This is a genomic window from Mycobacterium sp. E796 (assembly GCF_001672815.1).
GTDB lineage: Bacteria > Actinomycetota > Actinomycetes > Mycobacteriales > Mycobacteriaceae > Mycobacterium.
In genome coordinates this window covers 1-14,257 of sequence record NZ_LZKK01000243.1, presented here as the reverse complement: position 1 = coordinate 14,257, position 14,257 = coordinate 1, and the positions used below count along the sequence as shown (strand labels likewise).

Genomic DNA, 14,257 nt, shown 5'->3' with positions numbered 1-14,257 from the left:
CGGCGATGACTAGTCCTTTCCAGCCCGGACAGGTTCCCGGCGCCACGCCCACGGGCGCGGCGGCCGGCCGGCGTGGCGTGCCCGCGCTGCCGACACCGCCCAAGGGCTGGCCCGTCGGCTCCTATCCCACCTACGCCGAGGCGCAGCGCGCGGTCGACTACCTGTCCGACCAACAGTTCCCAGTGCAGCAGGTGACCATCGTCGGCGTCGACCTCATGCAGGTCGAGCGCGTCACCGGCCGGCTGTCGTGGCCCAAGGTGCTGGGCGGCGGGGTGATCAGCGGGGCCTGGCTGGGCCTGTTCATCGGCCTGGTGCTCGGCTTCTTCAGCCCCAACCCATGGGCCGCGCTGGTCACCGGCCTGGTCGCCGGGGTGTTCTTCGGCCTGATCACCTCCGCCGTGCCCTACGCAATGGCCCGTGGCACAAGGGATTTCAGCTCCACTCTGCAATTGGTGGCCGGACGCTACGACGTGCTCTGCGATCCGCAAAACGCGGAGAAGGCACGGGATCTGCTGGCGCGCCTGGCGATCTGATGGGTCGTCGTGGCCTGGCGACGCTCACCGTCGCGTCGGCGCTGCTGTCCGGCTGCGCGGCGGCCGGCTCGGGGATGGTGGTCAGCTTCTACACGCCGGCGACCGACGCGGCCACCTTCACCGCGGTCGCGCAGGAGTGCACCCGGCAACTGGGGTTCGCGGTCCGGCACGTCAGCCTGCCCCGCGGCCCCGGCGAGCAGCGGGTGCAGCTGGCCCGCCGGCTGAGCGCCCACGACCGCGGCCTGGACGTGATGGCGCTGGACGTCGTGTGGACCGCGGAATTCGCCGAGGCGGGCTGGGCGCTGCCGCTGTCCGACGACCCCGCCGGGCAGGCCGAGTCCGACGCCACCGTCGATACCCTGCCCGGCCCGCTGGCGACGGCGCGGTGGAAGCAGCGGCTGTACGGCGCACCCGTGACCACCAACACCCAATTGCTTTGGTACCGACCGGATTTGGTGAGCCAGCCACCCTCGTCCTGGGACGGCATGGTGGCCGAGGCCACCCGGCTGCACGACGCGGGCCAGCCTTCCTGGATCGCCGCGCAGGCCAACGAGGGTGAGGGCCTGGTGGTGTGGTTCAACACACTGCTGGTGAGTGCGGGCGGACAGGTGCTCTCCGACGACGGCCGGCGGGTCACGCTGACCGACACGCCGGCGCACCGGGCCGCCACCGTCGACGCCCTGCGGGTCCTCAAGTCGGTGGCCACCGCACCCGGCGCCGACCCGTCGTTCAGCCGGACCGACGAGGGCACCGCGCGGCTGGCGGTGGAACAGGGCAGGGCCGCGCTCGAGGTCAACTGGCCCTATGTGCTGGCCTCGCTGCTGGAGAACGCCGTCAAGGGCGGCGTGCCGTTCCTGCCGCTGAACCGCGACCCGGCGCTGGCCGGCAGCATCAACGACGTCGGCACCTTCGTGCCCACCGACGAACAATTCCGCATCGCTTACGAGGCAAGCCAGAAGGTCTTCGGGTTCGCGCCCTACCCGCGGGTGGCGCCGGACCGCCCGGCCAAGGTGACCATCGGCGGCCTGAACCTGGCGGTGGCCAGCACCACCCGCCACCGCGCGGAGGCGTTCGAGGCGGTGCGCTGCCTGCGCAGCCTGCAGAGCCAGAAGTACGTGTCGATCGCCGGCGGCTTGCCCGCGGTGCGCACTTCGCTGTATTCCGATCCGCAATTCCAGGCCAAGTATCCGATGCACACGGTGATCCGCCAGCAGCTCACCGACGCGGCGGTGCGCCCGGCGACGCCGGTGTACCAGGCGCTATCGCTGCGGCTGTCGGCGGCGCTGAGCCCCATCACCCGGATCGACCCGGAGCGCACGGCCGACGAGCTCACCGCGCAGGCGCAGAAGGCGATCGACGGCAAGGGGCTGCTGCCGTGAGCCGCGCCGAGCGGCGACTGGCGTTCACCTTGGTCGCACCCGCCGCGACCCTGATGCTCGCGGTGACGGCGTACCCGATCGGCTATGCGGTCTGGCTCAGCCTGCAGCGCAACAACCTTGCCACGCCGGGTGACACCGCCTTCATCGGGTTGGGCAACTACCAGACGATCCTCACCGACCGGTATTGGTGGACAGCGCTTTTGGTGACGCTGGGAATCACGGCGGTCTCGGTGTCAATCGAGTTCGTGGTAGGCCTGACGCTGGCCCTGGTGATGCACCGCACGCTCGTCGGCAAGGGCCTGGTGCGCACCGCGGTGCTGATCCCCTACGGCATCGTCACCGTCGTCGCGTCGTACAGCTGGTACTACGCGTGGACACCCGGGACCGGCTACCTGGCCAACCTGTTGCCGCAGGGGAGTGCCCCACTGACGCAACAGATTCCGTCGCTGGGCATCGTCGTGCTGGCCGAGGTCTGGAAGACCACGCCCTTCATGTCGCTGCTGCTGCTGGCCGGGCTCGCGCTGGTGCCCGAGGACCTGCTGAAGGCCGCGCAGGTCGACGGGGCCGGCGCCTGGCGGCGGCTGACCCGGATCATCCTGCCGATCATCAAGCCCGCGGTCGTGGTCGCGCTGCTGTTCCGGACCCTGGACGCGTTTCGCATCTTCGACAACATCTACGTGCTCACCGACGGCGCCAACAACACCGACTCCGTGTCAATCCTGGGCTACGACAACCTGTTCAAGGGCTTCAACGTGGGTCTGGGCTCGGCGATCAGCGTGCTGATCTTCTGTTGCGTGGGGATCATCGCGCTGGTGTACATCAAGGCGTTCGGCGCATCAGCGCCCGGTGGTGCGGGCGATGGCCGCTAAACCCGTCGGGCGCTTGGCCGTCTGGGCCGTGATCGACACGCTGGTGGTGGTGTACGCGATCGTCCCGGTGCTGTGGATTCTGTCGCTGTCGCTCAAGCCGTCGTCAACGGTCAAGGACGGCAAGCTGATTCCGTCGTCGGTGACCCTGGAGAACTACCGCGGCATCTTCCGGGGCGAGTTCTTCAGCTCGGCACTGATCAACTCGATCGGCATCGGCTTGACCACCACGGCGATCGCGGTGGTGCTGGGCGCCATGGCGGCCTACGCGATCGCCCGGTTGGACTTTCCCGGCAAGCGGGCGCTGATCGGCGCCACGTTGCTGATCACCATGTTCCCGGCCATCTCGCTGGTCACCCCGCTGTTCAACATCGAACGCGCGCTCGGCCTGTTCGACACCTGGCCGGGCCTGATCCTGCCGTACATCACTTTCGCTCTGCCCCTTGCCATTTACACACTGTCAGCGTTCTTCCGGGAGATCCCGTGGGACCTGGAGAAGGCAGCCAAGATGGACGGCGCCACGCCGGGTCAAGCTTTCCGCCGCGTGATCGTGCCGCTGGCGGCGCCCGGCCTGGTGACCGCGGCGATCCTGGTCTTCATCTTCGCCTGGAACGACCTGCTGCTGGCGCTGTCGCTGACCGCCACCAAGGCGGCCATCACCGCGCCGGTGGCGATCGCGAACTTTTCCGGCAGCTCGCAGTTCGAGGAACCCACCGGGTCGATCGCGGCCGGCGCCGTCGTGATTACCGTCCCGATCATCGTTTTTGTTCTAATTTTCCAACGACGGATTGTCGCCGGGTTGACCTCTGGCGCTGTGAAGGGATAGCGCGATGGCCGAGATTGTGTTGGAGAACGTCAACAAGAGCTACGCCGACGGCGCCGCGGCGGTGAAGGACCTGAACATCACCATCGCCGACGGCGAATTCCTGATCCTGGTCGGGCCTTCCGGCTGCGGCAAGACCACGACGCTGAACATGATTGCCGGGCTTGAGGACATCTCGTCGGGCGAGCTGCGCATCGACGGCCAGCGGATGAACGAGAAGGCGCCCAAGGACCGCGACATCGCGATGGTGTTCCAGTCCTATGCACTCTACCCGCACATGACCGTGCGCCAGAACATCGCGTTTCCGCTGACCCTGGCGAAGATGAAGAAGGCCGAGATCGCGCAGAAGGTGGAAGAGACCGCGAAAACCCTTGACCTGACCGAGCTTCTGGACCGCAAGCCGTCCCAGTTGTCCGGTGGGCAGCGCCAGCGCGTCGCGATGGGGCGGGCGATCGTGCGTCATCCCAAGGCGTTCCTGATGGACGAGCCGCTGTCCAACCTGGATGCCAAGCTGCGGGTGCAGATGCGCGGCGAGATCGCCCGGCTGCAGCGCAGATTGGGCACCACCACCGTCTACGTCACCCACGATCAGACCGAGGCTATGACGCTGGGGGACCGCGTGGTGGTGATGCACGGTGGTGTGGCCCAGCAGATCGGCACCCCCGACGAGCTGTACGAGCGTCCCGCCAACCTGTTCGTAGCGGGGTTCATCGGCTCGCCGGCGATGAACTTCTTCCCCGCCGAGCTGACGCCCAACGGGCTGACCCTCTCGTTCGGCGAGGTGATGCTGGATCCGGAGGTGCAGCGGGTGATCTCGGCGCACGACAAGCCGGCGAACGTCATCGTCGGCGTGCGACCCGAGCACCTGGCCGACGCCGCGCTGATCGACGGGTATCAGCGGATCAGGGCGCTGACCTTCGAGGTGAAGGTCGACATGGTCGAATCGCTGGGCGCCGACAAGTACGTGTACTTCACCACCGCAGGCCCGGCCGTGCACGCCGCCCAGCTGGACGAGCTGGAGGCACAGGGCGAGGTGCACGAAAACCAGTTCGTGGCAAGGGTTCCGGCGGAGTCCAGGGCGACCATCGGGCAGTCGATCGAGTTGGCCCTCGACACGACGAAGGTCGCCGTCTTCGACGCCGACTCCGGGGCGAACCTGACGCTGCCCGTCGCCCAGTGACCCTGGAGCCGGTGCGTGCGCACCTGTGCGGCCATTTCGCCGGCGCGCAGCCCGACTCGGCCAGCGTCACGTTCCTGGGCACCGAACCGATCGAGGTGCTGCGATTTCGCGGCGGGGGATTGGTGCATTACGTGTCGCTGGGGTGCTCGCGGCACCCGATGACCGATCCGACGGAGGTCCTGGCCGACCCGTTGCGCGGCCCGCGCGCCGAAATTGTTTTGCGGCTGCGGGATCCCGGGCCCGCCACCGGCATCGCGCGCAGCCTGGCCGTGTTGGCGGCGACGCCCGCCGTCGAGGGTGTGGTGCTGGTCGCCGACGCCCTCGTCGACCTCGGCTCGCCGCTGTGGGCGTGGCCGTCGGGCCGGGTGCCGTTCACCGCGGTGCTGTTGGGCGACAGCGACATTCCGGATCTGCCGCTCGACCCGCCGCGTGACCCGGTGAAGTTCCTGTCGGCGACCCCGATCACCGCGACGGAGGCGGCCTGGGTGCGGCTCAAGGGCGCCGACGCGATGCGGCAGGCCTGGCGCAATGACGGCGTCGACGTGCTGGACCCGAAACGCCCTGCGGCGCAACCCAGTTGATGTCATCGCCGAGCAGACGCAAAAGTCCCGGACACGCCGACGGATTGGGGGCTTTTGCGTCTGCTCGCGAGAGAAAGGTTAGAGCCAGTTGTTGCGGCGGAATTGGAAGTACAGGACCAGGCAGAACATCGCCATGAACGCCATGATCCCCGGGTAGCCCCACGTCCAGTTCAGCTCGGGCATGAAATGGAAGTTCATCCCGTAGATCGCGGCGACCATGGTGGGCACGGCCAAGATACCGGCCCAGGCCGCCATCTTGCGCATGTCGTTGTTCTGCTGCATGCCGACCCGGGCCAGGGCGGCCTGGATCAGCGAGTTGAGCATGTCGTCGTAGCTGGCGATGTGCTCTGCGGCCTCGGAGTGGTGGTCGGCGAGGTCGCGCAGGTAGCGCCGCACCTCCTTGGAGATCAGGTCCTTGTTTTCCACCTGGATGCGATGGAACGCGCCCGACAGCGGGTTGACGCACCGGCGCAGCTCGACGACCTCGCGCTTGAGCAGGTAGATCGGTTCGACGTCGATCTTGCGGCCGGGCGCGAACGCCACCTCCTCGATGCTGTCGATGTCGGATTCGATCAGATGGCTCACTTCGAGATAGTGGTTCACCACCTCATGGGCGATGGCGTGCATCACCGAGTACGGCCCCAGGCGCATCTGCTCGGGGTCGGCCTCCATCTGCTTGCGCACCTCGGAGAGACCGCCGTGCTCGCCGTGGCGGACGGTGACCACGAAATCCTTGCCGACGAAGACCATCACCTCGCCGGTTTCGACGATCTGGCGGGCCGCAGCCACCGATTCGTGCGGGACGTACTTGACGGTCTTCAGGACGAGGAACAATGTCTCGTCGTATCGCTCCAACTTGGGCCGCTGGTGCGCGCACACGGCGTCCTCCACGACCAGGGGATGTAGCCCGAAGACGTCCGCGACCTCCTGCATCTCGGCCAGGCTCGGCTCCCGCAACCCGACCCAGACGAACGCCTGCTGCCCGAACACTTCGGTCTGGCGCACCCGGGTGAGCGCGGCCGCATAGCTGAACTTCCCCGGCAGCCGATGGCCGTCGACGTAGACGGCGCAGTCGACCAGGGTCTCGGTGGGCGGCCGCTCGACGGGCTTTGTGCGCTGTTCGCGGGGCTCGGGCGCGAGCGGTCGCAGCACTTCGGGCAACGCGTCAGGTCCGGGAAACACCGTCACCTCCGATCGCGGCGCAGGTCGGGAAAGCGGTGCTCAATGCTACGCGTCCTGGTGAAACGCGATGTGAAGACTCCGCGCGCGCCCTAGACCGGAGATTTCGCGCCGACGGCGGTGCGCTAGTTTCGACGTCGACCGCAACTGTGTCTTGAGGAGTAAATCGACGTGAGCGCAAGTCCTGTCAAGGTGGCCGTCACCGGCGCCGCCGGCCAGATCGGCTACAGCCTGTTGTTCCGCCTGGCCAGCGGGGCGCTGCTGGGCGCCGACCGCCCGATCGAGCTGCGCCTGCTGGAGATCGAGCCGGCGCTCAAGGCGCTCGAGGGCGTCGTGATGGAACTCGACGACTGCGCCTTCCCGCTGCTGTCCGGCGTGGAAATCGGTGCGGACCCGAACAAGATCTTCGACGGCGTGAACCTCGCCCTGCTCGTCGGCGCGCGTCCGCGCGGCCCGGGCATGGAGCGCGGCGACCTGCTGGAGGCCAACGGCGCGATCTTCACCGCGCAGGGCAAGGCCCTCAACTCCGTCGCCGCGGACGACGTGCGCGTCGGCGTGACGGGCAACCCGGCCAACACCAACGCGCTCATCGCGATGACCAACGCGCCCGACATCCCGCGGGAGCGGTTCTCCGCGCTCACCCGCCTCGACCACAACCGGGCGATATCGCAGCTGTCGAAGAAGACCGGCGCCGCCGTCACCGACATCAAGAAGATGACGATCTGGGGCAACCACTCGGCCACGCAGTACCCCGACATCTTCCACGCCGAGGTGGGCGGCAAGAACGCGGCCGAGGTCGTCGGCGACCAGGGGTGGATCGAGAACGACTTCATCCCGACCGTCGCCAAGCGCGGCGCCGCGATCATCGACGCGCGCGGCGCCTCGTCGGCCGCGTCGGCCGCGTCGGCGACCATCGATGCCGCCCGTGACTGGCTGCTCGGCAGCCCCGCGGGCGACTGGCTTTCCATGGCGGTCGTCTCCGACGGTTCCTACGGCGTGCCGGAGGGCCTGATCTCCTCGTTCCCGGTGACCACCAAGGACGGCAACTGGTCGATCGTGCAGGGGCTGGAGATCGACGAGTTCTCCCGCGGCCGGATCGACAAGTCGACCGCGGAGCTGGCCGACGAGCGCAACGCGGTCACGGAGCTCGGCCTGATTTGAGCCGCCGCGCGAACGGAAATTAGGTCTACTAATGGGTAGCCCTTACCCTGATGCGATGCCACAGACCGCGTCGCCGCAGATGGCCATCGGAGACGATGAGATCTTCGACGCGCACGTGGGTGGGAAGCTTTCGGTGGCCCTGAGCGCGCCGCTGGACACCCAGCGCGCGTTGTCGATCGCCTACACCCCGGGCGTGGCGCAGGTGAGCCGGGCGATCGCCGCGGACCGGACCCTGGCCGCGCGGTACACGTGGTCGAACCGGTTGGTGGCCGTCGTCAGCGACGGCAGCGCGGTGCTCGGCCTCGGCGACATCGGCCCCGCGGCATCGCTGCCCGTGATGGAGGGCAAGTGCGCCCTGTTCCAGGCGTACGGCGGGCTGAACGCGATCCCGATCGTGCTGGACACCAAGGACCCCGACGAGATCGTCGAGACGCTGGTGCGCCTGCGCCCCACGTTCGGCGCCGTCAACCTCGAGGACATCTCCGCCCCGCGCTGCTTCGAGATCGAGCGGCGGGTCATCGAGGCGCTGGACTGCCCGGTGATGCACGACGACCAGCACGGCACGGCGATCGTGGTGCTGGCCGCGTTGATGGGCGCCAGCAAGTTGCTCGGCCGCGACATGTCCTCGCTGCGCGTGGTGGTCTCCGGTGCCGGCGCCGCCGGGGTGGCGTGCACGAATCTCCTTCTGACGATGGGTGTTTCGGACATCACGGTGCTCGACTCGCGCGGCATCCTGCACGGCGGGCGCGACGACATGAACGCGGTCAAGGTCGAACTCGCCCAGCGGACCAATCCCGACGGCCTGTCCGGGGGCCTGGTCGAGGCGCTCGAAGGCGCTGACGTGTTCCTCGGCCTGTCGGGGGGCGTGGTCCCCGAGGAGCTGGTCGCCACCATGGCGCCGGGCGGGATTGTGTTCGCGCTGTCCAACCCGGACCCGGAAATCCACCCCCACGTCGCCGCCAAGTACGCGGCGGTGGTGGCGACCGGCCGCAGCGACTTCCCCAACCAGATCAACAACGTGCTGGCGTTCCCCGGGGTGTTCCGCGGCGCGCTGGACGCCGGGGCCCGCCGCATCACCGAGAAGATGATGGTGGCCGCCGCCGAGGCGATCTTCTCCGTCGTCAGCGACGACCTTGCGATCGACCGGATCGTCCCGAGCCCGCTGGACTCCCGCGTCGGGGAAGCCGTCGCCGCCGCAGTCGCGATCGCTTCCGACTCCTCCGTGTGACCAGGCTGGCCGCGCTGCTGCTGGCCGCGCTGCTTGCGGTGGCGGGCTGCGGCCAGGGCCGTCCCGCAACGGAATTGGTGGTGGGGTCGCGGCCCGACCCCGAGTCGACGCTGCTGGCCGCCCTCTACACGGCGGCGCTGCGGTCCTACGGTTTCGCGGCCCGGCCCGACACCGCCCCCGACCCGATGGCGAAGCTGGACTCGGGCGCGTTCACCGTCGTGCCCGCGTTCACCGGACAGACGTTGCGGCTGCTGCAGCCCGGCGCGACGGCGATGTCCGACGCCCAGGTCTACCGCGCGATGATCGCGGCGCTGCCCGAGGGCGTCCTGGCCGGTGACTACGCCACCGCGGCCGAGGACAAGCCGGTGCTGCTGGTCACCCAGGCCACGGCGAAGGCCTGGGGCGGCCACGACCTCACCGCGGACCTGAGCACGCTGCCGGCCCACTGCGACGGGCTGGCGATCGGCGCCGTCACCGGATTTCACGCACCCGCGGCCGTCGGATCCTGCCGGCTGCCCGCACCACGCGAATTCCCTTCGGAGGACGCGCTTTTCGCCGCGGTACGGGCCGGGCAGCCGACGGCCGGATGGACCACCACCGCCGACCCCAACAGCCCGGGCGACCTGGTCACGTTCGCCGACGGCAAGCCCGCGCTGATCCAGGCCGAGAACGTGGTGCCGTTGTATCGGCGCAACGCGCTGAGCGATCGGCAGTTGCTGGCGATCAACGAGGTGGCCGGCGTGCTGGACACAGCGGCGCTGGCCGACATGCGCCGGCAGGTGGCCGGCGGCGCCGACCCGCAGGCGGTCGCGGGAGGTTGGCTGGCCGAACACCCGTTGGGGCGGTAAGTGTTGCTCATCGAGTCTGCACTCAGAGCGTGCTTTTGCCACCATCGGGCGCGCTGAGCCCAGTCTCGGCGCGGCCTTAGCGCTTGGGACCCGTCAAGCGGCCCATCACCGGGCCGAAGAGCTGCTGGTAATACGGGCCGGCCACCCGCACCATCAGGTCCAGGATCTTGGCGTCCGCGCCGACCAGCACCCGGGCCTTCTTCTTGCGGACCGCGTCCAGGATGGCCTTGGCGGCTTGTTCCGGACTGGTCCTGGCGAGCCGCTTGTCGAACAGCTTGGCCAGCTGTTCGGGGTCGATTCCGTCGGCGGCGGTGGCGTTGCGGGCGATCCCGGTCTTGATGCCGCCGGGGTGCACGGTGGTCACCGCGACCGGGTGGCGGGCCAGCGCCATTTCCTGCCGCAGCGCCTCGGTGAAGCCCCGGACGGCGAACTTGGCCGAGTTGTAGGCGGCCTGGCCCGGCACGGAGAACAGCCCGAACACGCTGGAGACGTTGACGACGTGCCCGTCCCCGGAGGCGATCAGGTGCGGAAGAAACGCCTTGGTGCCGTTCACGACGCCCCAGAAGTCGACGTCCATCACCCGCTCGATGTCCTTGAACTGGCTGACCTCGACGTCGCCGGTGAAGGCGATGCCGGCGTTGTTGTAGATCTGGTTGACCTTGCCGAAGTGCTCGGCGACCTCGTCGGCGTAGGCAAGAAAGGCCTCGCGCTCGGTGACGTTGAGCCGGTCCGCCTTGACCGGCGCGCCGATCGCTTTCAACCGCTCCTCGGTGTGGGCCAGGCCCTCGGTGTCGACGTCGCTGATGGCCAGCTTGGCGCCCGAGCGGGCAAGCTCGATCGCCAACGCCTGACCGATACCCGAACCGGCGCCCGTGACCACGGCGACCTTCCCCGCGAATCCCTGCATGAGCACCCTCCTCGTGTCGGCTCGGTGTCGAGGTTAACCGGTACCCCGGGTACCGGCGCCATCGGGAGGAGGGTGGCCGGTCAAGTCGGGAGGCATGGTTCCCAGCGAGCTGCTAGCGGAACGCCGTGTCGAGGATCTCCTGCTGCTCGACGGCGTGTACCTTCGACGAGCCCGACGACGGCGCCGACATGGCGCGGCGCGAGATGCGCTTGAGCCCGGTGAGCTTGTCCGGCAACAACTCCGGCAGCTCCAGGCCGAACCGTGGCCACGCGCCCTGGTTGGCCGGCTCCTCCTGCACCCAGAAGAATTCCTCGACGGCCGGGTAGCGGTCCAGCGTCTCGTTGAGCCGGCGCTTGGGCAGCGGGGCCAGCTGCTCGATGCGCACGATCGCGACGTCGTCGCGGTTGTCCTTGGCCTTGCGCGCCACCAGCTCGTAGTAGATCTTCCCGCTGGTGAGCAGGATCCGCCTGACCTTGCCGCGGTCGCCGATGCCGTCCTCGTAGGTGGGTTCCTCGAGCACCGAGCGGAACTTGATCTCGGTGAAGTCCTTGATGTCGCTGACCGCCGCCTTGTTGCGCAGCATCGACTTCGGCGTGAACACGATCAGCGGGCGCTGGATGCCGTCGAGCGCGTGCCGGCGCAGCAGGTGGAAGTAGTTGGACGGCGTCGAGGGCATCGCGATGGTCATCGAACCCTCCGCCCACAGCTGCAGGAAGCGCTCGATGCGCCCGGAGGTGTGGTCGGGACCCTGCCCCTCGTGCCCGTGCGGCAGCAGCAGCACCACGTTGGACAGCTGGCCCCACTTGGCCTCGCCGGAGCTGATGAACTCGTCGATGATCGACTGCGCGCCGTTGACGAAGTCGCCGAACTGGGCCTCCCACAACACGAGCGCGTCCGGGTTGCCCACGGTGTAGCCGTACTCGAAGCCGACGGCCGCGTACTCCGACAGCGGCGAGTCGTACACCAGGAACTTGCCCCCGGTCGGCGTGCCGTCCAGGTTGGTCGCCAGCAGCTGCAGCGGCGTGAACTCCTGACCGGTGTTGCGGTCGATGATCACCGAATGCCGCTGGGAGAAGGTGCCGCGGCGGGTGTCCTGCCCGGACAGCCGCACCAGCTTGCCCTCGGACACCAGCGAACCCAGCGCCAGCAGCTCGCCGAACGCCCAGTCGATCTTGCCCTCGTAGGCCATCTCGCGGCGCTTTTCCAGCACCGGCTGCACGCGCGGATGCACGGTGAAACCGTCTGGCACGGAAAGGAAGGCGTCGCCGATGCGGGCCAGCAGCGACTTGTCCACCGCGGTGGCCAGCCCCGCGGGGACGGGCTGGTCGGCCTCCACCGACGCGCTGGGCTGCACGCCGTGCTTCTCCAGGTCGCGGACCTCGTTGAACACCCGCTCCAGCTGGCCCTGGTAGTCGCGCAGCGCGTCCTCGGCTTCCTTGAGCGAGATGTCGCCGCGGCCGATCAGGGCCTCGGTGTAGCTCTTGCGGGCCCCGCGCTTGGTGTCCACGACGTCGTACATGTACGGGTTGGTCATCGACGGGTCGTCGCCCTCGTTGTGGCCGCGGCGGCGGTAGCACAGCATATCGATGATGACGTCCTTCTTGAACCGCTGCCGGAAGTCGACGGCCAGCTTGGCCACCCACACGCAGGCCTCGGGGTCGTCGCCGTTGACGTGAAAGATGGGTGCCCCCACCATCTTTGCGACGTCGGTGCAGTATTCGCTGGACCTGGAGTACTCCGGCGCGGTGGTGAAGCCGATCTGGTTGTTGACGATGATGTGGATGGTGCCGCCGACGCGGTAACCGGGCAGGTTCGCCAGGTTCAGCGTCTCCGCGACGATGCCCTGCCCGGCGAAGGCGGCGTCGCCGTGCATCATCATCGGTACCACGGAGAAGGCCTTCTCGTCGCCGTCGTCCTGCGAGCCGTGGTTCAGCAAGTCCTGCTTGGCCCGGACCAGGCCCTCCAGCACCGGGTCGACGGCCTCCAGGTGCGACGGGTTGGCGGTCAGCGAGACCTGAATGTCGTTGTCGCCGAACATCTGCAGGTACACGCCGGTGGCGCCCAGGTGGTACTTGACGTCGCCGGAGCCGTGCGCCTGCGACGGGTTGAGGTTGCCCTCGAACTCGGAGAAGATCTGCGAATACGGCTTGCCGACGATGTTGGCCAGCACGTTGAGCCTGCCGCGGTGCGGCATCCCGATGACCACCTCGTCGAGGCCGTGCTCGGCGCACTGGTCGATGGCCGCGTCCATCATCGGGATCACGCTCTCCGCGCCTTCCAACGAAAACCGTTTCTGCCCAACATATTTGGTCTGCAAGAAGGTCTCGAAGGCCTCGGCGGCGTTGAGCTTGCTCAGGATGAACTTCTGTTCGGCCACGGTGGGTTTGACGTGCTTGGTCTCGACCCGCTCCTGCAGCCACTGCTGTTGTTCGGGCTCGAGGATGTGGGTGTACTCGACGCCGATGTGCCGGCAGTAGGCGTCGCGCAGCAAGCCGAGCACGTCGCGCAGCTTCTTGTACTCGCAGCCGGCGAAGCCGTTGACCTTGAACACCCGGTCGAGGTCCCACAGCGTCAGGCCGTGATTGAGGATTTCGAGGTCGGGGTGGCTGCGGAACCGGCTTCCGTCCAGGCGCAGCGGGTCGATGTCGGCCATCAGGTGCCCGCGGTTGCGGTAGGCCGCGATCAGCTCCATCACCCGGGCGTTCTTGTCGACGATCGAGTCCGGGTTGTCGGTGCTCCAGCGCACCGGCAGGTACGGGTTACCCAGCTCGCGGAAGATCTCGTCCCAGAACGCGTCCGAGAGCAGCATCTCGTGGATGGTGCGCAGGAAGTCGCCGGACTCAGCGCCCTGGATGATGCGGTGGTCGTAGGTGGACGTCAGCGTGATCAGCTTGCCGATGCCCAGCTCGGCAATGCGCTCCTCGCTGGCGCCCTGGAACTCGGCCGGGTACTCCATGGCGCCGACGCCGATGATGGCGCCCTGGCCGGCCATCAGTCGGGGCACCGAGTGCACGGTGCCGATGGTGCCCGGGTTGGTCAGCGAAATCGTCACGCCCGCAAAGTCTTCCGCCGTCAGTTTGCCGTCGCGGGCGCGGCGCACGATGTCCTCGTAGGCGGTGACGAACTGGGCGAACCGCAGCTCCTCGCAGCGCTTGATGCCCGCCACCACCAGGGACCGCTTGCCGTCCTTGCCCTGCAGGTCGATGGCCAGGCCGAGGTTCGTGTGCGCGGGCGTGACCGCGGTCGGCTTGCCGTCGACCTCGGCGTAGTGCCGGTTCATGTTCGGGAACTGCTTGATCGCCTGCACCAGCGCGTAGCCCAGCAGGTGGGTGAACGAGATTTTGCCGCCGCGGGTGCGCTTGAGCTGGTTGTTGATGACGATCCGGTTGTCGATCAGCAGCTTGGCCGGGATGGCCCGCACGCTCGTCGCCGTAGGCACGTCCAGCGACGCGGACATGTTCTTGACGACGGCGGCAGCCGCGCCGCGCAGCACCTGCACCTCGTCGCCCTCGGCCGGCGGGGGAGCGGCCGGCTTGGCCGGTGCCGCGGGGGCCGCCGGCGCCGGACGCGCC

Annotated in this window: 12 protein-coding genes; 9 read left to right on the top strand and 3 right to left on the bottom strand. The window is 68.4% G+C overall.

Annotation, left to right across the window (positions count from 1 at the left end; genetic code table 11):
• Positions 1–5: 5 nt before the first annotated feature.
• From A5706_RS18190 to A5706_RS18165, 6 genes are read left to right on the top strand one after another with little or no spacing between them, the layout of a single operon-like run.
• Positions 6–533 carry a general stress protein gene (locus A5706_RS18190; protein WP_068133246.1) on the top strand — a complete coding sequence of 176 codons (528 nt, stop codon included), beginning with the start codon at positions 6–8 and terminating at the stop codon, positions 531–533.
• Positions 533–1,912, top strand: a complete 1,380-nt coding sequence (locus A5706_RS18185; protein WP_068133244.1) for an extracellular solute-binding protein — start codon at positions 533–535, stop codon at positions 1,910–1,912. Before A5706_RS18190 ends, A5706_RS18185 begins: the two co-directional genes overlap by 1 nt.
• Positions 1,909–2,781 carry a carbohydrate ABC transporter permease gene (locus A5706_RS18180; protein WP_068133242.1) on the top strand — a complete coding sequence of 291 codons (873 nt, stop codon included), beginning with the start codon at positions 1,909–1,911 and terminating at the stop codon, positions 2,779–2,781. Before A5706_RS18185 ends, A5706_RS18180 begins: the two co-directional genes overlap by 4 nt.
• Positions 2,771–3,604: a carbohydrate ABC transporter permease gene (locus A5706_RS18175; protein ID WP_068133258.1), complete on the top strand. Its 834-nt coding sequence runs from the start codon at positions 2,771–2,773 to the stop codon at positions 3,602–3,604. Before A5706_RS18180 ends, A5706_RS18175 begins: the two co-directional genes overlap by 11 nt.
• 4 nt (positions 3,605–3,608) lie before the next feature.
• The gene (locus tag A5706_RS18170; RefSeq protein ID WP_068133238.1) at positions 3,609–4,781 is read left to right on the top strand and encodes an ABC transporter ATP-binding protein; all 1,173 of its coding nucleotides are present in this window, start codon (positions 3,609–3,611) and stop codon (positions 4,779–4,781) included.
• Between the two features lie 2 nt (positions 4,782–4,783).
• Complete coding sequence (locus tag A5706_RS18165) at positions 4,784–5,362, top strand: suppressor of fused domain protein (protein ID WP_068133255.1); 579 nt, start codon at positions 4,784–4,786, stop codon at positions 5,360–5,362.
• A gap of 78 nt (positions 5,363–5,440) precedes the next feature.
• On the opposite strand, the gene corA is transcribed toward A5706_RS18165, so the two are convergent.
• The gene (gene corA / locus A5706_RS18160) at positions 5,441–6,544 is read right to left on the bottom strand and encodes a magnesium/cobalt transporter CorA (RefSeq protein ID WP_068133251.1); all 1,104 of its coding nucleotides are present in this window, start codon (positions 6,542–6,544) and stop codon (positions 5,441–5,443) included.
• A 168-nt stretch (positions 6,545–6,712) separates the two neighbouring features.
• Here corA and A5706_RS18155 point away from each other — a divergent pair, with 168 nt between their 5' ends.
• The 3 genes from A5706_RS18155 to A5706_RS18145 are packed head-to-tail and all read left to right on the top strand — an operon-like array spanning position 6,713 to position 9,778.
• Positions 6,713–7,702 (top strand): malate dehydrogenase, encoded by a 990-nt coding sequence (locus A5706_RS18155; protein WP_068133235.1) that lies wholly within the window; start codon positions 6,713–6,715, stop codon positions 7,700–7,702.
• A gap of 55 nt (positions 7,703–7,757) precedes the next feature.
• Positions 7,758–8,930 (top strand): NADP-dependent malic enzyme, encoded by a 1,173-nt coding sequence (locus tag A5706_RS18150; protein WP_369831899.1) that lies wholly within the window; start codon positions 7,758–7,760, stop codon positions 8,928–8,930.
• Positions 8,927–9,778, top strand: a complete 852-nt coding sequence (locus tag A5706_RS18145; RefSeq protein ID WP_068133229.1) for a glycine betaine ABC transporter substrate-binding protein — start codon at positions 8,927–8,929, stop codon at positions 9,776–9,778. The genes A5706_RS18150 and A5706_RS18145 overlap by 4 nt, the downstream gene beginning before the upstream one ends.
• 76 nt (positions 9,779–9,854) lie before the next feature.
• Here the strand turns inward: A5706_RS18145 and A5706_RS18140 are convergent, their stop codons facing one another.
• Both A5706_RS18140 and A5706_RS18135 read right to left on the bottom strand, forming a co-directional pair.
• Positions 9,855–10,685: an SDR family oxidoreductase gene (locus A5706_RS18140; protein ID WP_068133225.1), complete on the bottom strand. Its 831-nt coding sequence runs from the start codon at positions 10,683–10,685 to the stop codon at positions 9,855–9,857.
• A 112-nt stretch (positions 10,686–10,797) separates the two neighbouring features.
• The coding region (locus A5706_RS18135; protein WP_156767210.1) for a multifunctional oxoglutarate decarboxylase/oxoglutarate dehydrogenase thiamine pyrophosphate-binding subunit/dihydrolipoyllysine-residue succinyltransferase subunit at positions 10,798–14,257 on the bottom strand (3,460 nt) is incomplete at its 5' end.

What these genes read in the sequence shown, in the direction of transcription:
- A5706_RS18170 (WP_068133238.1), top strand. Translation starts at nt 3,609, where the DNA reads ATGGCCGAGATTGTGTTGGAGAACGTCAACAAGAGCTACGCCGACGGC.
- A5706_RS18140 (WP_068133225.1), bottom strand. Translation starts at nt 10,685, where the DNA reads ATGCAGGGATTCGCGGGGAAGGTCGCCGTGGTCACGGGCGCCGGTTCG.
- A5706_RS18190 (WP_068133246.1), top strand. Translation starts at nt 6, where the DNA reads ATGACTAGTCCTTTCCAGCCCGGACAGGTTCCCGGCGCCACGCCCACG.
- A5706_RS18150 (WP_369831899.1), top strand. Translation starts at nt 7,758, where the DNA reads ATGCCACAGACCGCGTCGCCGCAGATGGCCATCGGAGACGATGAGATC.
- A5706_RS18185 (WP_068133244.1), top strand. Translation starts at nt 533, where the DNA reads ATGGGTCGTCGTGGCCTGGCGACGCTCACCGTCGCGTCGGCGCTGCTG.
- A5706_RS18175 (WP_068133258.1), top strand. Translation starts at nt 2,771, where the DNA reads ATGGCCGCTAAACCCGTCGGGCGCTTGGCCGTCTGGGCCGTGATCGAC.